Origin of the sequence: Sphingomonas sp. (assembly GCF_965227385.1) — a bacterium.
Taxonomy (GTDB): domain Bacteria; phylum Pseudomonadota; class Alphaproteobacteria; order Sphingomonadales; family Sphingomonadaceae; genus Sphingomonas.
In genome coordinates this window covers 322319-342694 of record NZ_OZ245750.1, presented here as the reverse complement: position 1 = coordinate 342694, position 20376 = coordinate 322319, and the positions used below count along the sequence as shown (strand labels likewise).

The window sequence follows — 20376 nt, the reverse complement described above, 5'->3', positions numbered from 1 at the left end:
GAACGACAATCGGAAAGGGCGGCCCTCACGGGTCGCCCTTTTTGATTCAGGCGAGTTCCGCGCTGCGCGCCACGGTTGCCGTGCGTCCGCCGATCCACACATGGCCGTCGGCGTCGATCCGCGCCGCGACCCGCCCGTCGCAGCCGGTCATGCGCCCCTGCGCGGCGGTGTAGCTGCCCGACGCAAGCCCGGCCTCGAACAGATACTGCGCGGTCGCGGCGTTGAGGCTGCCGGTCACCGGATCTTCGACAAGCCGCCCATTGCTGTCGGTGAAGAAGGCGCGGACTTCGAACGCGATCGCGCTGCCATCGGGGTGCGGGCCGACCAGCCCGATATCGGTGCCGAGCGGCGCGCGCGCGGGCGGGTCGACCGCGAGCACGTCCGCGGCGGAGCGCAGACGCAGTAGCTGCCAGCCGGGGCCGTTGCTGGCGTGCACCGCGTCGACGATCGTTTCCGCCGGGACATTGGCAAGCCGGGCTGCCTCCGCGCGTTCGGTGTCGCTGAGCGGGCCGGAACGGACCAGCGGCGGGGCGCGGAAGGACAGGAGGTCGCCGTCGCGCGCGATCGGCACCAGCCCGACGCCGCATTGCTGGACGATCCGGTTGGGGTCGCGCGGCACGCCGCCAGCCTCCAGCCAGGCATGGCAGGTGCCGAGCGTCGGGTGCCCGGCAAAGGGCAGTTCCCCCGCCGGGTAGAAGATGCGCACCTGATAGTCCGCGCCGGGGTCGGTCGCGGGAACCAGGAAGGTCGTCTCCGAAAAGCCGAGCCAGCGGGTGAGCGCGAGCATCGCGTCGGCGTCCATCGTCGCTGCATCATGAACCACCGCCAGCGGGTTGCCGGTATTGCCGTCCCCCCCGAACACGTCGATCAGATCAAGCTTCATGTCGCGCTCCTCGTTCCAGCTCGGCGGATTGGACCGCGTTGCGGGTGGGCGCAAGGGGGCAGGCGCCGGGTCCTCATGCGAGTTCTGAAGTCGCCTGGAGTTCGCTCTTCCACAACGTCAGCGCGCGGATCAGCGTTGCCGAACGATCGGTGTATTCGCCTTCAAGGAGCCGGCGCGCACGCGCCTGATCGAAGCGCTTGACCTGATCGAGCACCGCGCCAGCGCACTGGTGGAACTCTGCATGGAGACGCAGAACGACCTGATAGGGTTTGCCTGCGCGCGTGCCAGGATCGATATCCGGGCCGTGCAGCCATGCGCCGAACCGACACAAGTCGTCCCGGCACACCAGGGCGGGCTCGTCATCGCTCCGACCGGTCGAAACCGCCGTGCTGAGCTTCAGCTTCCATGCGCCATGCGCGCCGATTGCCGCCTGCACCTGCGCCAGTAGATCGTGTCCGTGCATAAATTCCCACCCGTTATCGCCATTTGGCGATGATATTTTAGACGGGTCAGCGCTGGCAGGGGCGCGTACGGGACAAATCAGCTACCCATATCGAATGCTGCACCCGGTCTTTGCATTTGTGCGTCCGGTGCGTAGTGGCGTGGCATGGACTGGTCCGCTTTGCTGCTCGCCGCCGGGGCCGGGGTCGTTGGCGGAGTCATGAACGGGCTTGCGGGCGGTGGCACCTTCGCAACCTTGCCCGCGCTGATCGCGCTCGGGCTGCCCGCAAATATCGCCAATGCGACCTCCAACGTCGCGCTGCTGCCCGGTGCGGCGGCGAGTGCGTGGGGCTTTCGCGACGAGCTGGGGCCGGTAGCGGGACTGTCGGTTCTGCTGCTGGCGACGATCACTTTTGTCGCGGGTCTGGGGGGCAGCCTGTTGCTGGTGCTGACGCCGACCGACACGTTCGACGTCATCATCCCGTGGCTGTTGCTGTTCGCCTTTGTCGTGATGGCGTTCGGACGGCGCGCAGCCAACTGGTTGCATGCGCGGGTAACGATCGGGCGGCGCACGCTGATCGGGGCGCAGGGACTGCTCGGGATCTACGGCGGCTATTTCGGGGGCGGCGTGGGGTTGATGACCACCGCGACCTATGGCCTGCTCGCAAATATCGAGCCGCGCGCGCTGTTCGCGATCCGCACGCTGATGCTGGCGGTGGCCAATCTCGCCGCCGCGTTCGTGTTCATCGGCTTTGCGATGGTGGAGTGGCGCGCGTGCCTGCCAATGCTGGCCGGTTCGATCGTCGGCGGATTCGGTGGCGCGGCGATCGGCAAGCGGTTGTCGCCGCGCGTGGTGCGGATTTGGACCTTGCTTGTGACGGCCGGAACGACGATCCTGTTCTTCGCCCGGCTGTAACCTTTTCGACCCCTCCAGCGTAGTGGTGGATATGAGCGAACCGGAAAGCCGCGACGTCATTCGCCGACACACGCTGTCGACGCGGCTGTGGCATTGGACGACGGCGGTCAGCGTGATCATCCTGCTCGGTAGCGGGCTGATGATCCTCAACGCGCATGGTCAGCTCTATTGGGGCGAATATGGTGCGAATTACGACCAGCCCTGGTTCAAGCTGATCTGGTTTTTCGACACAGCGCGCGTGCCGGGATGGCTGACGATCCCGTCGAGCTACAATCTGGCGCTGGCGCGGCGCTGGCACCTGTTCTTCGCGCTGATATTGGGGTTTGCGCTGCTGGCGTACATGATCGTCAGCCTGATCAACCGGCATTTCCAGCGCGATCTGCGCATCCGGCGGAGCGAGCTGTCGCGCGGGCATCTGGTCGCCGATTTCAGGTCGCATCTGGCGCTGCGCTTCCACGATCCCGAAAATCCGCGCGCGTACAATATCTTCCAGAAGCTCAGCTACGCCGCGGTGATCTTCGTGCTGCTGCCGCTGGTGATCTTTACCGGCCTTGCCATGTCGCCAGGGATGAATGCGGCGTGGCCGTGGCTGCTCGACATTTTCGGCGGGCGGCAGAGCGCACGGTCGGTCCACTTCATCGTCGCGATGCTGCTGGCGGGGTTCATCATCGTCCATCTGGCGCTGGTGATCCTCGCCGGGCCGCTGAATGAAGTGCGGTCGATGCTGACCGGAAAATGGCGGGTGCCGCCGGAGGACGGGGCATGACGCTGATCACGCGCCGCAACCTGATCGTCGCGGGGGCGGGCGGGCTGCTCGCCGGGTGCGACCGCGTCGGCAGCAGCGAGACCGGGCGGGATATCCTGTTCAAGGCGGAGGCGGTGCATCGCAGCCTGCAGCGCGTCATTACCAACCGCAATGCACTGGCGCGGGAATTCTCGCCCGAGGATATGTCGCCGCGCTTCCGTTCGAACGGAACACGCAACCCCGGCACGCCCGCCTATCAGGCGCTTGCCGCCAACCGGTTCGCCGACTGGCGGCTGCGCGTCGATGGATTGGTGGCGCGTCCGCTGAGTCTCTCGCTCGCCGATCTGCGCGCGATGCCGCAGCGCGCGCAGATCACGCGGCACGACTGTGTCGAGGGATGGAGCGCGATCGGCAAGTGGCAGGGGCCGAAGCTGTCGGGGATTCTCGATGCGGCCGGACTGCGCGATACCGCGCGCTACCTGGTGTTCCACTGCGCCGACAGTCTGCGCGGTGGAACCTATTACGAGTCGATCGACCTGATCGACGCCTTTCACCCCCAGACGATCCTCGCCTGGGCGATGAACGATGCGGTGCTGCCAATCGCACATGGCGCGCCGGTGCGGCTGCGGGTGGAGCGGCAGCTGGGCTACAAGCATGCCAAATATGTCATGCGGATCGAGGCTGTGGCATCGCTCGACGGGATCGGGCGCGGCAAGGGCGGATATTGGGAGGATGTCGCCGATTACGAATGGTATGCCGGGATTTAGCGCTGTTTCCTGCGACCTTCGCACTTGCGAAACGAACCCTGATCGCTAGCGTGACCTTATGGCGCTGATCGATCATTTCTTCACCCGCGCGGTGAAGCGCGGCGAGCTCACCGTCATCCATGCGGATGGCAGTGCGCGCAGTTTCGGATCGCCGGACGCAGACCTTATCCCGGTCACGATCCGCTTCACTGACCCTTCGGTCGCGCGGCGCATCCTTACCGATCCGGCACTGGGCGCGGCCGAAACCTTCATGGACGGGCGGCTGGTGATCGAGCGCGGCGACATCCTCGCGCTGCTGCGCCTGGTCACCGCGAACAACAAATGGGAGGATGCGACCGGCAACCTGATGCCGGGTGCGTTCAAGCGCGCGTTCGACAGCGTCCGCTTCCGACTCGACCGCATCAACATGGCGCGGCGGTCGAAGCGCAATGTCGCGCATCACTACGACCTGTCGGCGCGGCTCTATGACCTGTTCCTCGACGCCGACCGCCAATATTCGATGGCCTATTTCACCGATCCGGCGAACAGCCTGGAACAGGCGCAGCTGGACAAGAAGGCGCATATCGCCGCCAAATTGGCGATCCAGCCGGGCATGACGGTGCTCGACATCGGGTGTGGCTGGGGCGGGATGGCGCTGTACCTGCACGAAAAGACCGGGGCCGAGGTGCTGGGCGTGACGCTGAGCGAGGAGCAGCTCAAGGTTGCGCGTGAGCGCGCCGAGGCGGCGGGCGTCGCGGGCAAGGTGCGGTTCGAGCTGATCGATTATCGCCACGTTACCGGTCAGTTCGACCGGATCGTGTCGGTCGGCATGTTCGAGCATGTCGGTCCGGCCCATTATAGCACCTTCTTTGCCAAATGCCGGGAGCTGCTAACGCCCGAAGGCGTCATGCTGCTGCACACGATCGGGCGCGCGGGCGGCCCGGGAGTGACCGACGCATTCACCGCCAAATACATTTTCCCCGGCGGCTATATCCCGGCGCTGTCCGAAATCCTGCGCGGGCATGAAGGGCTGCGCTTCTTCCTCACCGATGTCGAGGTACTGCGCCTGCATTATGGCCATACGCTGCAGCATTGGTACGACCGCGCGATGGCCGCGCGCGACCAGATCGTCGCGCTGTACGACCAGCGCTTCTTCAACATGTGGACCTATTATCTCGCCGGGTCGCTGGTCAGTTTCGAAAATGGCGGGCTGGTGAACTACCAGCTGCAATATAGCCGATCGCGCACCGCGCTGCCGATCACGCGCGATTACATGGCGGAGGATGAGGCGCGGCTGCGCGGCTGATTACCGGACGCCGAGCTGCTCGACATCCGCGCCCAGATGCGCGGCCAGTTCCGCGTGCGTCACCCTGCCATCGCCGTTCCTGTCCGCTGCTGCGAACCAGGCATCGGCCCTGGCCCAGTCGGCGCGCTGCGTACGGATGGCCGGACGCGGTTCGCTCGCCTTTTTCGACTGGCGCGCGGCGGCATAGGTCGCTTCGGCGCTCGCCTCGAAATCGAACCGGGCGCGCACCTCATCGCGTTCGATCGCGCCATCCTCGTTGAGATCGAGATCGGCGAAACGCTCGGCCACGCGGCGGTCGGCTTCGGCTTTGGGCAGCGGTCCGGGTGCCACGTGGAGCGGCTGGGCCTGAAGGGCGAGAAGCGAAAGTGCAATCAGCATGGCGTCACTATGGGTATCGCAGCATGAGCCATGTGTGAACCGTGCTTACGGCCGCCGCTCGAGCGCCGCGAGCCGCCGCCCGGTCGCAATGGTCTGCCCGAGGAACAACAGGATCAGGATCGCGCCGATGCTCCCGACGAACAGGTCGAAGCCCGACACGACGCCGAACAGCCCGCGGTCCGGCCCCAGAACCATCATCATCACCGTCATCCCGATCAGCATCAACCGCAATTCGGTTGGGCCAGCGGCGAGGTAGGAGAGACGCAGTTCTCCGACGACGCGCGCCGAGAGAAAGGCGTGGATCGACATCAGCAGATACCCCGCCAGCGCAACCATCGCGACGTCCATCGTCACGAACGGGCTGAGCCCGATCCCCGCGACGATCAGCAGATTGGCGAGGCCATCGCAGCTATGGTCGATGAAATAGCCGTAGGAGGGGCGTTCGATCCGCCGCCAGCGCGCGAGGCTGCCGTCGAGCGAGTCGCCGAACCACTGCACGGCATAGCCGACGATCGACACGGTGAGCCAGGCAACGCCCCAGTTGCTGGCGATGTAACCCAGGAACACCATCACCGCGCCGACCATTCCGGTCAGCGTCAGGATGTCGGGCGTGATTGCGCGCGGCATGCGGGCGCAAAGCCAGTTGAGGATGCGGCGTTCGCCTGCCGCCAGCCAATTCTGCTGAACGCGTGAGAGCGCGGGAGGCGCTTGTCTCAGATCTGTCATGAATCCCTATCGCCCATGCGCGCGCTGGGGGCAATGGCGTGAATCGGTGGAACGCGTCCCGAATCGGCCAGAGCGAGCGCGCCGGGTCAGTTGGACGGATAGGCCTGATCCATATGCTTCAAACGGTCGCGGCTCAGCTCCTCAAGCACCGCCATGTCCACATCGCTCAATGTCTTGATGTATAGGCAAGACTTACCGGTCTTGTGCTTGCCGAGCCGCGCGAGCTTTTCCGCCTCATCGTCGCTGTCGGTCAGGATGTAGAGCACCAGTTCCGCCTTGCGCGGCGAAAAGCCCAGGCGGCACATATCGCCCTCATGGCCGCTGTCATATTTGTAATGGTAGCTGCCAAAGCCGATAATCGACGGCCCCCACATTTTGGGCGGTTCGCCGGTAATCCGCTCCAGCATCGCGCAGACCGTCTTGGCGTCGTCGCGACGGACGGGGTTTTCGACCGCGTCGATGAAATCGGCGACATTGACTGGCGTCGGCTTTGTCTTGGTCTCGGCCATTCCAACCCCTCGTCATGCCGGACTTGTTCCGGCATCCACCGTGCCGCAAGTCCCGGAGCTTTAGAGTGTGCCGCACGGTGGCCCCCGGAACAAGTCCGGGGTGACGGGGTGGGTGGATCACCCTATGCGCGCGCCATGACCGCCCAGCCGCTCACCCGTTGTTCGATCCTGGCGCAGGCCTGGCCGATCATGCTGGGGCAGACGACGGTGCCGTTGGTCGGGCTGGTCGATACGGCGGTGATCGGCTGGACCGGCGATGCTGCGGCGCTGGCGGGGGTGGCGCTGGGGACGGCGATCATCAGTTTCATCTTCTGGGCGTTCGGCTTCCTGCGCATGGGGATGACCGGACTGACCGCGCAGGCGCATGGCCGGGGCGAGCAATCCGAAGTCGACGGGTTGCTGCTGCGCGGTGTCGCGGCGGGGCTGGGGATCGGTGCGGTGCTGGTGGCACTGCAGATCATTCTGGTGCCGCTCGCCTTTGCCTTGCTTGCGGGCGGCGGTGCGCTCGACGCTGCGGCGCGCGAGTTCGTGACGGCGCGGTTCCTGGGCGCGCCCGCCGCATTGGGGTTCTACGCGATCAATGGCTGGCTCTACGGGCTGGGCCGTACGCGCGAGACGCTGGCGCTGCAAATCCTCGTCAACCTCGTCAACGGCGTGCTCGACATGCTGTTCGTATGGCAGTTCGGCATGGGCGCGCGGGGCGTGGGGCTGGGCACCGCGATCGCGGAATGGGTCGGGCTGGTGGCGGGGCTGATGCTGGTGGTGCGCATCGCAAGGCCGCGCGCTTTGCTCGGGCAGCGTGCCGGATTCTTTGAGCCTGCGGCGTGGCGGCGGCTGTTCGCGGTCAATGCCGACATCATGGTGCGCACGATCGCGCTGCTGACGTTGTTCCTGTGGCTCGCCAATGCCGGGGCGCGGCTCGGCACGGTGCAGCTCGCCGCCAACCATGTGCTGATGCAGCTGGTCAGCATCTTTGCCTTCGTGCTCGACGGGTTCGCCTTCACCGCTGAGTCGCGCGTAGGGCAGGCGGTGGGGAGGGGGTCGCAGCGTGATCTGAAGCGGGCGATCCGGCTGACGGGGGAGTTTTCGGTCGCCTTCGGCCTGTTCGCGACGCTCGCGGCGTTGGTATTCGGCGGCGCGTTGATCGACCTGCTCACGACCAATGCAGCGGTGCGGGAGGCGGCGCGCGGGGTGCTGCCGCTCGCCGCGCTGGCCGCGATCGTCGGCGTGCCGGCCTGGCTGCTCGATGGTGTGTTCATCGGTGCGACCCAAGGGCGGGCGCTGCGCAATGCCGCGATCCTGGCGACGGCGCTGTACATCGCGACCGACCTGTTGCTGCGGCCGCTTGGTGCGACCGGGCTGTGGCTGGCGCTGCTGGCGAGCTATGGGTTTCGCGCGGGGTTGCTCGCCATCCATGTGCCGCGGCTGTTCGCCGGTGTTGCGGAACCGGCCCCCCGGACGTAGAGCGCCCGCAAATCGCGTTCAGGAGCTGAAGACATGGCCGACAAGATCAATCGTGTGGTGCTTGCCTATTCGGGCGGCCTCGACACCAGCGTGATCCTGAAATGGCTGCAGCAGGAATATCAGTGCGAGGTGGTGACCTTCACCGCAGACCTGGGGCAGGGCGAGGAGCTGGAGCCGGCGCGGCAAAAGGCGCTGAACGCCGGGGTGAAGCCCGAGCATATCTATATCGACGATCTGCGCGAGGAGTTCGTTCGCGATTTCGTGTTCCCGATGATGCGCGCCAATGCGCTGTATGAGGGGCTGTACCTGCTCGGCACGTCGATCGCGCGGCCGCTGATCTCCAAGCGGCTGATCGAGATCGCCAAGGAAGTCGGCGCGGACGCGGTCAGCCATGGCGCGACCGGCAAGGGCAATGATCAGGTCCGGTTCGAGCTGTCGGCCTATGCGCTGAACCCGGATATCAAGGTGATCGCGCCGTGGCGCGAATGGGACCTGACCAGCCGCACCAGGCTGATCGAATTCGCCGAACAGCATCAGATTGCGGTGAGCAAGGACAAGCGCGGCGAAGCGCCGTTTTCGACCGACGCGAACCTGCTGCACACCTCGTCCGAGGGCAAGGTGCTGGAGGATCCGTGGGACGAGACGCCGGACTATGTCTATTCGCGCACGGTGAACCCGGAAGACGCGCCGGACACGCCCGAATATATCACGATCGATTTCGAAAAGGGCGACGGAATCGCGCTCAACGGCGTGGCAATGTCGCCCGCGACGCTGCTCGCGGCGCTCAACGATCTGGGGCGCAAGCATGGCATCGGCCGGCTCGATCTGGTCGAGAACCGCTTTGTCGGCATGAAGTCGCGCGGCATGTACGAGACGCCGGGCGGCACCATCTATCACCTCGCGCATCGCGGGATCGAGAGCATCACGCTCGACCGCGGCGCCGCGCACCTCAAGGACGAATGGGCGCCGCGCTATGCCGAGATGATCTATAACGGCTTCTGGTTCGCGCCGGAGCGCGAGATGATGCAGGCCGCGATCGACTATTCGCAGGCGAAGGTCGCCGGGACCGTGCGGCTGAAGCTGTATAAGGGCGGCGTCTACGTCGTCGGGCGCAAGTCGCCTTACTCGCTCTACAGCGAGAAGGTCGTGACGTTCGAGGACGATCAGGGCGCATATGACCAGCGCGACGCGGCGGGCTTCATCAAGCTCAATGCGCTGCGGCTGCGGTTGCTGGGGCGGCGCGGGGCGTAAGCTCCAGCAGCCACCAGTCGGGCGGGGCACCGATCCGGATCGGCAATACGCTGGTCCCCAGCCCCGCGCCGATAACGATGGTACGCTCGCCCTCGCGTATCAACCCGCACGCGAAGCGGTCGCCATAGCGCGACATCGTGGCCGGGCGTCCTATCAGCGGCAGTGCGACCTGGCCGCAATGGGTGTGTCCGGCAAGCACCAGCCTGAAGCGCGGCAGTAGCGCCGGGGTAATGTCGGGCGAATGGCTCAGCGTCACCACCGGGCCCTTCAGCGGCGCAACGGCGCGAACCAGAGCCGCCGGATCGGCACGGCCGGTAAAGTCGTCATCCGCTCCGGCAAGGACCAGACCGGCGCGTACGATCACGCTGTTGCTCAGCACCGTGATGCGGTTCGCCTCCAGCGCTCGTCGCAACCCGGAGGCGTCGCGCCAGTGATCGTGGTTTCCAAGCACAGCAACGACGCCGTGGCGTGCTCGCAGTCCGACGAGCGGCGCGACCGCTTCCTCCTCGCTGTAGCGATGGGTAGAGATGCGCTTGTCGCTGACCAGATCGCCTGCGATCAGCACCAGATCGGGTTTGAGCGTGTTCACCTGTTCGACGATCCGCGCCAGCCGCTCGGGCGGCATGTCCGGACCGGCGACGTGCAGGTCGCTGAGCAGCGCGACGCGCAGAATTGCGTCGGTCTGCCAGTCGGGCAGTTCGATACGGGCATGTCGTACAACCGGGTGGCGGACGGCGCCCCAATAGCCATAGCCGAGGACCAGAAGGATCAGAGTCACGCCGGCAAGCAGACTACGCTTCATCGTTTGAGCCTAGCAGATCGTCCCTTGTCCGCAATTGCAGGTTGATGCCGCGCGGAACGCATGGGTGGGCGGGGCGTCGTCTCCCCATGTTGCGTCTGTACCTGAGCCCGATCCTGCCGCTCGCCATGCTCGCTGCTTGCGGTCCTGCCCCCGAGCCCGAGCGAACGGCGACGCCATCCCCCGCGCCGCTCGCAACCCCAGTTGCCGATGCGGCGACCCCGCCGCCGCCGCATTTCGGCGCGCCCCCAGAGCGGCGGGCGCCAGGCTTCATCGCCGAAACCCTGATCCGGCAGGAATGGGCCAAGTCCGACAATCGGGCCAAATGCGCGCCCGTCGCCCTTACCGACGATGGCGGCGCCAACGGCGTGCCGCGCCGCGCCAATTTCTCGGGTGGCTGGGGGGTGGCGTTCGATACACCGGGTGTCCGAAGCGCTTATGGTGTGGCTGGACCTGGATTGATTCCGATCGACTTTGACCCGCCCTATCGACAGACCCGGCGGCTGATGCAGCAATGGCCAGAGTTCAAGGAATTGAGCGCGCTGCAGGCGCCGTCCTTCGCGGGCTATGGCCTCAACGGTGCCGAGCCGTACCGCGCCGACAATCCGGACGGGAAGGGCGATCATTCCGCCGCCTATGTCCGCGTTCACGGCCAGACCTGTACCTACAATGTCTGGAGCCGGATCAGCCGCGCGCATCTCGAAACACTGCTCGACGGCCTTCGCCTGATGCCCCTCGACGAAAATTAATCATGATGGGATAGCAGGTGCCCATGGGGGCGGGGCGATCCACGGTTTGGCGGGATAATGCAGTTGCAGCGGCGCTGGCGCTGATGCTTGCCGCAGTGTGGGCGTGGCGGGACTGGGCGGCGCTGTCGGCGTTGCGGTTGCCCGATACCGATGATGTGATGCGGCTGCAGCAGATCCGCGACTGGGTGGCGGGTCAGCGGTTCGCTGATCTGGCGCAGCATCGGCTGGGCGCGGCGGGGCTAGAGATGCACTGGTCGCGGCTGCCCGATCTGGTGCCCGGGGTGATCATTGCGATGCTGACGCCGGTGACGGGCGCGCACGCGGCGGAGCTGGTTGCGGTGATTCTGTGGCCGTTGCTGTTGTTTGCGGTTGCGCTGATGCTGGTCGCAGCGATTGCGCGGCGGGTGGAGGTTTCGGCACCGGTCGCGGTGATCGTGGCCGCGCTGGCCTATCCAGCGAGTGCGCTGTTCCTGCCCGGGCGGATCGACCATCATGGGGTGCAGCTGGTGTTGCTGCTGATCCTCGTCCGCGCCATGTTCGGTTCCGGCGGGTGGCGCAGCGGCGTCGCGGCGGGCGCGGCGAGCGTCGCGTCGCTGGTGGTGGGGATGGAGACCGCGCCGTTTCTGGCGCTGGGCGGCGGGGTGCTCGTGTTGCGCTGGGTCGCAGACGGCGCGGGGGAGCGGCTTCGTCTGCTCGGTTACGGCGCTGCGCTGGTCGTCGGGCTGGCGCTGGCGGCGCTGCTGTTTCGTACGAGTGGGTGGAGTGTCGCGACCTGCGATGCGTTTGCTGCCCCCTTGTGGCGTGCGGCGCAGGTGGCGGCGGTTGCCCCGCTCGCGCTCGCATTGGTCGCACGCCCTATGGCGAGCCCGCGCGCGCGGCTGATCACGGCGTTCGTGGTGGTCGACGTTGTGGTCGTCGCGGCGCTCGCGCTCTCGCCCGCCTGCCTGTCGCCCTATGGTGGGGTCGATCCGCTGCTCGAACGGCTGTGGCTGGGGCGGGTGGCGGAGGCGCAGCCGTTGTTCGCCGCGCCGCTGGATCATGCGATCGGTTATGTCGGATTGGCGCTGGCCGGGCTGGCCGCCACGGCGTGGCAGTGGCGGCGCACGCGCGAAATGGGCTGGGCGGTGCTGGGCGCGGTTCAGCTCGCCGCGCTTGCGCTGGCGCTGGTGCAGTTGCGTGGCATCTATGCCGGGACGCTGCTCGCCGCGCCGGGACTCGCGGCGCTGATCGCCTATGCGCGGGAGCGGGGCGCGCTGGCGCTGGCGGCGGCATGGGTTGCGTCGGCGGGGTTCGTCTATCCGGCGCTGGGCAGCCTTGTCGCGCCGACGCCGCCCGCCGCGACGTGCGATGGCGGGGCGGTGTTGGCGCAGCTTCGCGCGCAGCCCGCCGGGACGCTCGCCGCGCCGATCGACCTGGGTGCCTATGCGCTGGCCGAGACGCGGCATCGCGTGCTTGCCGCGCCCTATCATCGCAATGCGGAGGGGAATCTGGCGGTCTATCGGCTGATCGACCTGCCGGTGGTCGCGGCGCGCGCGCAAGTGCGGCGGCTGCGGGTCGACCTGATCGCCGATTGCGGCGGGGCGTGGGACGAGCTGGGCGCGCCGCCCGCCGGATCTCTGCGCGCCGCGCTGCGGGCGGGGACGCCGCCCGACTGGCTGACCCCGGTGGCGCCGGGCGCGAGTGTCTATCGGGTGGAGCGATGAGCGGGCGCTGGTGGGAGAGCCGGTGGTTCTTTGCCGCCGCCATGCTGCTCGCGGCACTACCCCTGCTGTTGCCCGCCGTGCCGCCGCTGACCGATCTGCCCGGCCATATCGGGCGGTATCGCGTGATGCTTGGCGACGAGGCGGCGCTGCTTGACCGTTACTACGCGTTCGAGTGGCGGCTGGTCGGCAACCTCGGCGTCGACCTGCTGGTCGCTGCGCTGGCGCCGCTGATCGGGCTGGAGCCGGCGGTCAAGCTGGTCGTGCTGGCGATCCCGGTGCTGACCACCGGGGCGCTGCTGTGGCTCAGTCGCGAGCTGACCGGGCGGATCAGCCCATGGGCGCTGTTCGCGCTGCCGCTGGCGTATAGCTATCCGTTTCAGTTTGGGTTCGTGAACTACTGCCTTGCCATGGCGCTCGCGCTCGGCGGCTGGGCGCTGTGGCTCAGGCTCGGACGCCTGAACCGGATCGGGCTGCGCGCAGCGATCTTCATGCCGTTCGGGCTGATCGTGTGGACGTGCCATGCGATGGGCTGGGCGATGCTGGGCCTGTTCGTCTTTGCGGGCGAATGGGCCTCACGGGCCAAGGATCGGACGATCCTGCGCGCTGCATTCGACGCGGGTGTCGCAGCGCTTCCGCTTGCCCCGCCAGTTCTCGCGATGCTCATCTGGCGGGGCGGGGGTGCGCCGGCCGACACCGGACGCTTCTTCGACCTGGTGGCCAAGCTCAAGGGGCTGGGCAGCGTGCTGCGCGACCGGTGGATCTGGCTCGACCTGCCAGCACTGCTGTTGATCGTGATGGTGGCCTACGCCGGGATCCGGGGGCAGGCGGGGCGATTCGCGCCGCAGGCCGCTGCCGCTGCGGCACTGACGGTGCTGGCATTTCTGTTGCTGCCGTTCACGCTGCTCGGTTCGGCCTATGCCGATCTGCGGCTTTTGCCTTTTGCCTTCGCTGTAGCGTTGGCGGGGCTGACCCCGCGTGAGGGCGCGCCAGTCCGCGCCATCGCGCTCGTGGGCTTCGCCTTCTTCTTGATCCGGACGATTGCGACCACCGCCAGCTTCGCGCTCTACGATGCCGACTGGCGGCGGGAGCTAACGGCGCTCGACGCCTTGCCACGCGGCGCGCGCGTGTTCGCGCTGGTCGGTGATGGCTGCGATCAGCCCTGGGCGCATAGCCGCCGCACGCACCTCCCCGCCTTCGCCACCGCGCGCCGCGCCGCCTTTGCCAATGACCAATGGCGGATGGAGGGCGCACCACTGCTGCGGGTGACACTTCTGCTCGGCTATTTCGCGCATGATCCGTCGCAGATTTCGGTGGTGCAGGCCTGTCCGCACGATCCGAATCTGCTGCCGCGTGAGCGGGCGCTTGCGGCTTTCCCGCGAGACGCCTTCACCCATGTCTGGCTGATCGATGCGCCGACGCCGTCGCAAGCGCTGCGCGGCTTGACCCCCGTCTGGAAACAGGACCGTTCGGTGCTCTATGCGATCGATCGTGCGGCAAGCCGCTTGCCCGCAGGTGTGGCGGCGCAGTAAAGGCGGTCGGATGCAAGGGGGAAATCCGACCGAGATGCCACGCTGGTGGCAGACGCGCTGGTTCGTGCTGTTCGCGGCATTGGCGGCAGCGGTCCCGTTGTTGTGGCCGGATATTCCGCCGCAGGTCGACTTGCCCGGGCACATGGCGCGCTATCGCGTCCAGCTGAGCCATGAGGCGGTGCCGTGGCTGAAGGACTGGTATAATTTCGAGTGGAGCCTGATCGGCAATCTTGGGCTCGACCTGCTGATCATCCCGCTGGAACCGATCTTCGGCTTGGAACTGGCGGTCAAGCTCATCGTCATCACGATTCCGGTGCTGACCGTGACCGGCCTGTTGTGGATCGCGCGCGAGGTGCATGGCCGCATTCCGGCGACGGCGCTGTTCGCGCTGCCGCTGGCCTATAACTATGCCTTCCATTTCGGCTTTGCCAATTTCGCGCTGTCGATGGCGCTGGCGCTCAACGCCTTTGCGCTGTGGCTGCGACTGGCTCGAATGGGCAATGTGCGGCTGCGTGCGGTGATCTTCGTACCGATCGGCATGCTGATCTGGGTCACGCATACCTTTGGCTGGGGCACGCTGGGCGTATTGTGCTTTGCCGCCGAGCTGATCCGCCAGCATGATATGCGCGGGCCGCGCACCGGGCATTGGCGCGAGAATTTCGTGCAGAGCTGGGTCGTGCCGTGGTTCATGGCGGGCATCCACTGCCTCTCGCTGGTTCCCGCCGCCGTGCTGATGCTGATGTGGCGCAGCGCCGGCGACGTCAGCGGCGTCACCGGCGACTGGTTCAACTGGCGCGCCAAGATCTGGTGGGTGATGATGGTGCTGCGCGACCGGTGGCAGCTGTTCGACATCGCCTGTCTCGGCGCGCTGTTCCTCGTCCTGCTCAAGGGACTGCGCGATCCCAATATCGAATATTCGCGTCACCTGGGCATTTCGGCGCTGTTCCTGATCGCGGTGTTCATCCTGCTGCCGCGCGTGGTGTTCGGGTCGGCCTATGCCGATATGCGGCTCGCCCCGTACATGATCGCGATTGCCGTGATCTCATTGCGGCCCAAGCCCGGCATGACGATCCGCGGCGCGAGCGTGCTGGCGATGGCGGGGCTGGCCTTCTTCCTCGTCCGCATGGGGGCGACGACCTACAGCAACTATCTCTACGACAAGTCGTACGACCGCGAACTCAAGGCGCTGGAGCATGTGCCCGAAGGGGCGAAGCTGCTGAGCTTTGTCGGGGAGACCTGCTACAACGAATGGACGATGACCCGGCTGCAGCATCTGCCCGGAATGGCGATGGTGCGGCGACTGGCCTATACCAACGACCAATGGTCGATGGCGGGCGGGCAGCTGCTCACCGTGCGCTACAAGCAGGCGCGCGGGTTCAGCCATGATCCGTCGCAGATCGTCACCGACACCAAATGCCCGCGCGAATGGTGGCGGCCGGTCGCGGTCAGCCTCGCGCGCTTCCCGCGCCATGCCTATGACTATCTGTGGGTGATCAGCCCGCCGCCCTATGACAGGCGGCTCGAGGCTGGGCTGATCCCGGTCTGGCGCGACGGCAATAGCGCGCTGTTCAAGATCGATCATGGCACTCCGGCCGCGATCCTGAATCCTGAGGATCTCGGTCCCTATCGCGGGCATATCCAGAAAATGCGTGAGTTCCTGGAGCGCGACAAAAAGAAGCAGATGGAAGCCTGGACGGCGGCGCAGAAGAAAGCTTAACCGCCGCGTCGGAACGGGGCGAGTTCGCCCAGATATTCCTGTTCCTGCGCCACGGCTTCGCGCTCATGCGCCAGATACTCCGCGATGGCGCGGCGAAAGCCCGGATCGGGGATATAATGCGCCGACCAGGTCGTGACGGGGGCATAGCCGCGTGCCAGCTTGTGCTCGCCCTGCGCGCCCGCCTCGACCCGCGCCAGGCCGAGCGCGATCGCGGCGTCGATCGCCTGATAATAGCAGAGCTCGAAATGCAGATAGGGCACGTCCTCGACGCAGCCCCAGTAGCGGCCATAGAGCGTATCCGCACCGATCAGGTTGAGCGCGCCCGCAATCGGACGCCCGTCGCGTTCGGCCAGCATCAGCAGCACGCGCTCGCCCATCGTTTCGCCGAGCAGTGAGAAGAAGCTGCGGGTGAGGTACGGGCGACCCCATTTGCGGCTGCCGGTATCCTGATAGAAGACCCAGAACGCGTCCCAGTGCGCCTCGGTAATCTCCGCACCGGTCAGATGGCGGATCGTCAGCCCATCGACCGCGCGTTCGCGCTCCTTGCGGATCGCCTTGCGCTTGCGGGAGGACAGGTCGGACAGGAACGCGTCGAAATCGGCGTAATCGCGATTGTGCCAGTGGAACTGCGTCCCTGCGCGCACCAGCCAGCCGGCGCGTTCGAACAGCGGCAGTTGAGCCTCGTCGACAAAGGTCGCGTGCGCCGACGAAAGGCGGTTGGTGTCAGTCAGCGCCTCGATCCCCGCGATCAGCGCTGGTGCCAGTGCCGGATCGCGCAGCAGCAGCCGCGGGCCGGGGACGGGTGTGAAGGGGGCTGCGACCTGGATCTTGGGGTAATAGCGCCCGCCTGCGCGCTCCCAGGCGTCGGCCCAGGCGTGATCGAACACATATTCGCCCTGGCTGTGGCTCTTGGCATAGGCAGGCGCGATAGCTGCGGGGACGCCGTCCGCATCTTCGATCACGATCGGCAGCGACTGCCACCCGGTTGCCGGTCCGACCGATCCCGATGCTTCCAGCGCGGCCAGGAAGGCGTGGCTCAGGAAAGGATTGCTGTCGCCCGCGCACGCATCCCACTGCGCCGCCGGGATCGACGCGACTCCTTCGGCGATGCGGGCTGAAATGGATTCCGGCACGCCCTGTATCTAGGGAGCATCCTCGAGTCCGCCAACCGGCGTTTCGCTGCGCACGCCCGCGATGCTGCCGATGCGGTCGCCCTTGCTGCTGCGGAAGTGGAGCACCTGTTGCGGGAACGGGATTTCGATACCGTGTTCCTGAAACTTGACCCACAGGCGATTGAGCACGTCGCTCTTCACATTGCCGACGCCGCCTTCGGGGTCGCTGATCCAGGCGAGGATCTCATGCTCCAGCGCATAGTCGCCGAACGAGGTGAGCCAGACATTGGGCCGGGGCGATTGCAGGACGCGCGGACTTTCCAATGCGGCCTCCAGCATCAGCTTCTGCGCCAGTTTGACGTCGGACTCGTATGCGATGCCGACCGGGATGCGGACGCGGACATTGCGGTCGGAGAAGGACCAGTTTTCCACCTCCTGCGTCATCAGATTCTCGTTCGGAATCAGATGTTCCTTACCGTCGCGGGTGATGACGCTGACCGCGCGCACGCCGATCTTGTTGACCCAGCCAAAGCTGTCGCCGACGACGATGACGTCGCCCGGCTTGATCGAGCGGTCCATCAACAGGATGATCCCGGCGATCAGATTGCCGACCGTCTTTTGCAGGCCGAAACCGACCGCGAGACCCATTGCGCCGGAGAACACGGCGAAGCTGGTCAGGTCGATGCCGAGCAGGTCGATGCCGAAGAAGAACACGACCACGATGACCGCGATGCTCGCCAGCTTCTGCACCAGCAGCTTCTGGGTCGCGTCGAAACCGCGCGCCTGAGCGATCGAATGCGAAATCATCCGATTGGCGAGGCGCGCGGCGGCGTAGAGCGCGATCGCGGTGATCAGGATCGTGACGACCGCGAGCAGCGAGATGCGCCGCGTACCCACATCCATGCCGATGCGGTCTAGCGTGTCGGTGATCACGTTGAACCCGCCAATGGCGTGACTGAGGATCGCAGCGAACACGGCGGTCGCGGCGAGCCACGCGCTCCAGCGCGGCATATGCAGGCCGCGCATGAACACCAGCATCGTCATCGCGCTGGCAGATGCGAGCGCAAAGCCCAGACCCGCCCGGCCCAACGGCGCCCACGGCCAGGCATTCAGCGCGAGCGCGAGCAGCAAAGCGGCGCTGCCATGCCGTACCAGCGCACCCATGCGGTGCGCCAGCCCCTCGACATGATTGCCGACGCGCCCCTGCCAAAAGGTGGCGATTGGTGGCCCCAGCCTGCGGCCGGCGAACCAGCCGGCCGCGAGCGCGAGGAGGGCGATGCCGCCCGCTACCGCTGCTTCGAAGAGTTCCGGCGCGGTTGGCGCGCCAAAGCCGCTTTCGGCCAGCCAGTTGGCGAGGGCGGGCGGGATCATGTTGCCGCCCGGAAGCGGTCGAGGCCGGCGGCGAGGTCGGCGATCAGGTCGGCGGGATCTTCCAGCCCGATCTGCAGTCGCACGGCCAGCCCCTCTGCTTCCCAGCGCGTCGCGCTGCGGTAGCGTTGCGGGTCGATGGGGATCGCCAGGCTCTCGAACCCGCCCCAGCTATAGCCGATGCCGAACAGATCGAGCCCGTCGATCAGCGCAGCGCGCGAGGCTTCGGTGCCGCCATTGAGAACGAAGCTGAATAGCCCGGACGCGCCCTTGAAGTCGCGCAAGAACACGTCATGGCCGGGACAGGAGGGCAGAGCGGGGTGGAGGAGGCGGGCAACCTCGGGCCGCGTTTCCAGCCAGCGCGCGATCTCCAGCGCCGCCGCGCCGTGATGCTTCAGCCGCACTGCCATGGTGCGCAATCCGCGCGAGCCGAGCCAGGCATCGTCGGGGCTGGCGGTCTGGCCGAGCGCGAAGCTGGTATCGCGCAGCCTGCCCCAATGCGACGGCGCGGCGGTGACGCTGCCGAGCATCACGTCGCTATGGCCCACGATATATTTGGTGCAGGCCAGGATCGACAGGTCGACACCCAGTTCGATTACCGGGAACAGCAGCGGCGTGGCCCAGGTATTGTCGATCAGCGTGGTTACCCCGCGCGCCTTGGCGGCGGCGACGATGGCGGGGACGTCCTGAACCTCGAACGTCAGGCTGCCGGGACTTTCCATCAGGATTGCGCGGGTCCGCTCGCCGATCAGATCGGCAATGCCGCCGCCGACCATGGGATCGTAGAAGCGCGTCGTCACCCCGAAGCGTGCGAGAAAGCCGGTCGCGAAGCTGCGCGTAGGGTCATAGGCGCTGTCGGGAAGCAGCAACTCGTCGCCCGGCGACAGCACGCTGAGCAGCGCGGCGGAGACCGCGGCGACGCCCGAGGGGTAGAGGTAGGTCGCCTCGGCGCCCGGTTCCAGTTCGGTCAGCGCGTCGGCGAGGCTCCACTGGGTCGGCGTGCCGCGACGGCCGTAGAAGAGCCGGTGGTGCGTGTCGCGCCCACCCGCCGCACGCATATCGGCAACCGTGTCATAGAGGATGGTCGAGGCGCGCCACACCGGCGGGCTGACGATCCCCTGCGTCCATTCGGGCCGGCGGCCTGCGCCAACGACCTTCGTCCCGTTACCCTTGCTGTCGTCCGTGCCGCTCATGCAGCTCCCTTTGCCTTGGGCGTGTCGGGGTCTGCGCCCCATTCGCTCCAGCTGCCGTCATAGAGTGCGGCGCGATGTCCGAGCAGGTGCAGCGCGAACGCCGGCACCGCCGCCGTGATCCCCGATCCGCAGGTGGTGATGACCGGGCGCTCGACCTCGATTCCCTCCGCCTCGAACAGCGCGCGCAGCGTGGCGACGTGCTTCCACGTGCCGTCGGCGTTGAAGAATTCGGAATAGGGCAGGTTGGCGCTGCCCGGGATATGGCCGGGTTCTACGCCAGGACGCGGTTCGGGTTCGCTGCCGGCAAAGCGCGTGGCGGAGCGCGCATCGACGAGTTGCGCGGCGTGGCTGTCGAGGTTGGCGCGGATCTGGGCTGTGTTCCGAACCCCGGCGGCGTCGTGCGTTGCCGTCAGCGTGCGGGGGGCGGGGGCGGCAGCGCCGGTTTCGATGGGATGCCCCTCGGCCCGCCATTTGGCGAAGCCGCCATCGAGGATCGCGGTGGCGATGCCGAAGCTGCGGAACATCCACCAGGCGCGCGCGGCGGTGTGGTGCGGGGCGTTGTCGTAAAGGACAATGCGGTCGCCATCGCCGACGCCCAGCGCGCCGACCTGCGCAGCGAATTGCTCTGCGGGTGGCAGCATCGTCGGCAGCGGGCTGGCGCGGTCGGCGATGGCGTTGATGTCGAAGAAGGCTGCGCCTGGGATGTGCGCCCCGGCGAACTCCGCCACCGCGTCGCGCGGCTCGCCCGGCAGGAACCAGGTGGCGTCGAGGATGCGGAGGTCCGCGTCGCCGAGATGATCGGCAAGCCATTGCGTCGAAACGAGTGAGTCCATGGTGCCAG

The 20376-nt window shown here is 66.8% G+C and carries 20 protein-coding genes; 10 read left to right on the top strand and 10 right to left on the bottom strand.

The window, feature by feature from the left end; all coding sequences use genetic code 11:
- Nucleotides 1-46 precede the first annotated feature (46 nt).
- Both ACO05N_RS01575 and ACO05N_RS01570 read right to left on the bottom strand, forming a co-directional pair.
- On the bottom strand, nucleotides 47-883 hold the full coding sequence (locus tag ACO05N_RS01575; protein ID WP_422055454.1) for a PhzF family phenazine biosynthesis protein: 837 nt from the start codon (nucleotides 881-883) through the stop codon (nucleotides 47-49).
- 73 nt (nucleotides 884-956) lie between these two features.
- Complete coding sequence (locus tag ACO05N_RS01570; protein ID WP_422055453.1) at nucleotides 957-1346, bottom strand: CZB domain-containing protein; 390 nt, start codon at nucleotides 1344-1346, stop codon at nucleotides 957-959.
- A gap of 144 nt (nucleotides 1347-1490) precedes the next feature.
- Here ACO05N_RS01570 and ACO05N_RS01565 point away from each other — a divergent pair, with 144 nt between their 5' ends.
- From ACO05N_RS01565 to ACO05N_RS01550, 4 genes are read left to right on the top strand one after another with little or no spacing between them, the layout of a single operon-like run.
- Nucleotides 1491-2240: a sulfite exporter TauE/SafE family protein gene (locus tag ACO05N_RS01565; RefSeq protein ID WP_422055452.1), complete on the top strand. Its 750-nt coding sequence runs from the start codon at nucleotides 1491-1493 to the stop codon at nucleotides 2238-2240.
- A gap of 31 nt (nucleotides 2241-2271) precedes the next feature.
- Nucleotides 2272-3006: a cytochrome b/b6 domain-containing protein gene (locus ACO05N_RS01560; protein ID WP_422055451.1), complete on the top strand. Its 735-nt coding sequence runs from the start codon at nucleotides 2272-2274 to the stop codon at nucleotides 3004-3006.
- Nucleotides 3003-3752: a molybdopterin-binding protein gene (locus tag ACO05N_RS01555; RefSeq protein WP_422055450.1), complete on the top strand. Its 750-nt coding sequence runs from the start codon at nucleotides 3003-3005 to the stop codon at nucleotides 3750-3752. Before ACO05N_RS01560 ends, ACO05N_RS01555 begins: the two co-directional genes overlap by 4 nt.
- A 58-nt stretch (nucleotides 3753-3810) precedes the next feature.
- Entirely contained in the window at nucleotides 3811-5037 is a 1227-nt protein-coding gene (locus tag ACO05N_RS01550; RefSeq protein ID WP_422055449.1) for a class I SAM-dependent methyltransferase, read from the top strand.
- On the opposite strand, the gene ACO05N_RS01545 is transcribed toward ACO05N_RS01550, so the two are convergent.
- From ACO05N_RS01545 to ACO05N_RS01535, 3 genes are all read right to left on the bottom strand, one after another.
- On the bottom strand, nucleotides 5038-5367 hold the full coding sequence (locus ACO05N_RS01545; protein ID WP_422055448.1) for a hypothetical protein: 330 nt from the start codon (nucleotides 5365-5367) through the stop codon (nucleotides 5038-5040).
- 93 nt (nucleotides 5368-5460) lie between these two features.
- Nucleotides 5461-6141, bottom strand: coding sequence for a CDP-alcohol phosphatidyltransferase family protein (locus ACO05N_RS01540; protein ID WP_422055447.1), 681 nt, complete (start codon nucleotides 6139-6141; stop codon nucleotides 5461-5463).
- An 86-nt stretch (nucleotides 6142-6227) separates the two neighbouring features.
- The gene (locus ACO05N_RS01535) at nucleotides 6228-6650 is read right to left on the bottom strand and encodes a DUF1801 domain-containing protein (protein WP_422055446.1); all 423 of its coding nucleotides are present in this window, start codon (nucleotides 6648-6650) and stop codon (nucleotides 6228-6230) included.
- Between the two features lie 135 nt (nucleotides 6651-6785).
- On the opposite strand from ACO05N_RS01535, the gene ACO05N_RS01530 reads away from it, so the two are divergent.
- Nucleotides 6786-8114, top strand: coding sequence for an MATE family efflux transporter (locus ACO05N_RS01530; protein ID WP_422055445.1), 1329 nt, complete (start codon nucleotides 6786-6788; stop codon nucleotides 8112-8114).
- 33 nt (nucleotides 8115-8147) lie between these two features.
- Complete coding sequence (locus ACO05N_RS01525) at nucleotides 8148-9365, top strand: argininosuccinate synthase (protein WP_422055444.1); 1218 nt, start codon at nucleotides 8148-8150, stop codon at nucleotides 9363-9365.
- Here ACO05N_RS01525 and ACO05N_RS01520 read toward each other — a convergent pair.
- The gene (locus tag ACO05N_RS01520) at nucleotides 9322-10167 is read right to left on the bottom strand and encodes a metallophosphoesterase (RefSeq protein WP_422055443.1); all 846 of its coding nucleotides are present in this window, start codon (nucleotides 10165-10167) and stop codon (nucleotides 9322-9324) included. The two genes, ACO05N_RS01525 and ACO05N_RS01520, sit on opposite strands and share 44 nt — an antisense overlap.
- Before the next feature lie 86 nt (nucleotides 10168-10253).
- Between ACO05N_RS01520 and ACO05N_RS01515 the strand changes: the two genes are divergently transcribed.
- The 4 genes from ACO05N_RS01515 to ACO05N_RS01500 all read left to right on the top strand — a co-directional run bounded on the left by ACO05N_RS01515 (nucleotide 10254) and on the right by ACO05N_RS01500 (nucleotide 15862).
- Nucleotides 10254-10913 carry a hypothetical protein gene (locus ACO05N_RS01515; RefSeq protein WP_422055442.1) on the top strand — a complete coding sequence of 220 codons (660 nt, stop codon included), beginning with the start codon at nucleotides 10254-10256 and terminating at the stop codon, nucleotides 10911-10913.
- Nucleotides 10914-10996: 83 nt separating this feature from the next.
- Nucleotides 10997-12616: a hypothetical protein gene (locus ACO05N_RS01510; RefSeq protein ID WP_422055441.1), complete on the top strand. Its 1620-nt coding sequence runs from the start codon at nucleotides 10997-10999 to the stop codon at nucleotides 12614-12616.
- Nucleotides 12613-14145: a hypothetical protein gene (locus ACO05N_RS01505; protein WP_422055440.1), complete on the top strand. Its 1533-nt coding sequence runs from the start codon at nucleotides 12613-12615 to the stop codon at nucleotides 14143-14145. Before ACO05N_RS01510 ends, ACO05N_RS01505 begins: the two co-directional genes overlap by 4 nt.
- Nucleotides 14146-14155: 10 nt before the next feature.
- Complete coding sequence (locus tag ACO05N_RS01500) at nucleotides 14156-15862, top strand: hypothetical protein (RefSeq protein WP_422055439.1); 1707 nt, start codon at nucleotides 14156-14158, stop codon at nucleotides 15860-15862.
- Here ACO05N_RS01500 and ACO05N_RS01495 read toward each other — a convergent pair.
- Genes ACO05N_RS01495 through sseA form a run of 4 tightly spaced genes read right to left on the bottom strand, consistent with a single transcriptional unit; the run spans nucleotide 15859 to nucleotide 20368 of the window.
- A complete protein-coding gene (locus ACO05N_RS01495; protein ID WP_422055438.1) occupies nucleotides 15859-16995 on the bottom strand; it encodes a GNAT family N-acetyltransferase in 1137 nt (378 codons plus the stop codon). The genes ACO05N_RS01500 and ACO05N_RS01495 overlap by 4 nt on opposite strands.
- Before the next feature lie 9 nt (nucleotides 16996-17004).
- Nucleotides 17005-18345 carry a mechanosensitive ion channel family protein gene (locus ACO05N_RS01490; RefSeq protein WP_422055437.1) on the bottom strand — a complete coding sequence of 447 codons (1341 nt, stop codon included), beginning with the start codon at nucleotides 18343-18345 and terminating at the stop codon, nucleotides 17005-17007.
- A complete protein-coding gene (gene metC, locus ACO05N_RS01485) occupies nucleotides 18342-19535 on the bottom strand; it encodes a cystathionine beta-lyase (protein ID WP_422055436.1) in 1194 nt (397 codons plus the stop codon). The genes ACO05N_RS01490 and metC overlap by 4 nt, the downstream gene beginning before the upstream one ends.
- Entirely contained in the window at nucleotides 19532-20368 is an 837-nt protein-coding gene (gene sseA / locus ACO05N_RS01480) for a 3-mercaptopyruvate sulfurtransferase (RefSeq protein ID WP_422055435.1), read from the bottom strand. The genes metC and sseA overlap by 4 nt, the downstream gene beginning before the upstream one ends.
- Nucleotides 20369-20376: the final 8 nt, after the last annotated feature.

What these genes read in the sequence shown, in the direction of transcription:
- ACO05N_RS01525 (WP_422055444.1), top strand. Translation starts at nt 8,148, where the DNA reads ATGGCCGACAAGATCAATCGTGTGGTGCTTGCCTATTCGGGCGGCCTC.
- ACO05N_RS01500 (WP_422055439.1), top strand. Translation starts at nt 14,156, where the DNA reads ATGCAAGGGGGAAATCCGACCGAGATGCCACGCTGGTGGCAGACGCGC.
- ACO05N_RS01505 (WP_422055440.1), top strand. Translation starts at nt 12,613, where the DNA reads ATGAGCGGGCGCTGGTGGGAGAGCCGGTGGTTCTTTGCCGCCGCCATG.
- sseA (WP_422055435.1), bottom strand. Translation starts at nt 20,368, where the DNA reads ATGGACTCACTCGTTTCGACGCAATGGCTTGCCGATCATCTCGGCGAC.
- metC (WP_422055436.1), bottom strand. Translation starts at nt 19,535, where the DNA reads ATGAGCGGCACGGACGACAGCAAGGGTAACGGGACGAAGGTCGTTGGC.
- ACO05N_RS01520 (WP_422055443.1), bottom strand. Translation starts at nt 10,167, where the DNA reads ATGAAGCGTAGTCTGCTTGCCGGCGTGACTCTGATCCTTCTGGTCCTC.
- ACO05N_RS01540 (WP_422055447.1), bottom strand. Translation starts at nt 6,141, where the DNA reads ATGACAGATCTGAGACAAGCGCCTCCCGCGCTCTCACGCGTTCAGCAG.
- ACO05N_RS01515 (WP_422055442.1), top strand. Translation starts at nt 10,254, where the DNA reads ATGTTGCGTCTGTACCTGAGCCCGATCCTGCCGCTCGCCATGCTCGCT.
- ACO05N_RS01550 (WP_422055449.1), top strand. Translation starts at nt 3,811, where the DNA reads ATGGCGCTGATCGATCATTTCTTCACCCGCGCGGTGAAGCGCGGCGAG.
- ACO05N_RS01565 (WP_422055452.1), top strand. Translation starts at nt 1,491, where the DNA reads ATGGACTGGTCCGCTTTGCTGCTCGCCGCCGGGGCCGGGGTCGTTGGC.
- ACO05N_RS01530 (WP_422055445.1), top strand. Translation starts at nt 6,786, where the DNA reads ATGACCGCCCAGCCGCTCACCCGTTGTTCGATCCTGGCGCAGGCCTGG.
- ACO05N_RS01535 (WP_422055446.1), bottom strand. Translation starts at nt 6,650, where the DNA reads ATGGCCGAGACCAAGACAAAGCCGACGCCAGTCAATGTCGCCGATTTC.
- ACO05N_RS01575 (WP_422055454.1), bottom strand. Translation starts at nt 883, where the DNA reads ATGAAGCTTGATCTGATCGACGTGTTCGGGGGGGACGGCAATACCGGC.
- ACO05N_RS01555 (WP_422055450.1), top strand. Translation starts at nt 3,003, where the DNA reads ATGACGCTGATCACGCGCCGCAACCTGATCGTCGCGGGGGCGGGCGGG.
- ACO05N_RS01510 (WP_422055441.1), top strand. Translation starts at nt 10,997, where the DNA reads ATGCTTGCCGCAGTGTGGGCGTGGCGGGACTGGGCGGCGCTGTCGGCG.
- ACO05N_RS01560 (WP_422055451.1), top strand. Translation starts at nt 2,272, where the DNA reads ATGAGCGAACCGGAAAGCCGCGACGTCATTCGCCGACACACGCTGTCG.
- ACO05N_RS01570 (WP_422055453.1), bottom strand. Translation starts at nt 1,346, where the DNA reads ATGCACGGACACGATCTACTGGCGCAGGTGCAGGCGGCAATCGGCGCG.
- ACO05N_RS01490 (WP_422055437.1), bottom strand. Translation starts at nt 18,345, where the DNA reads ATGATCCCGCCCGCCCTCGCCAACTGGCTGGCCGAAAGCGGCTTTGGC.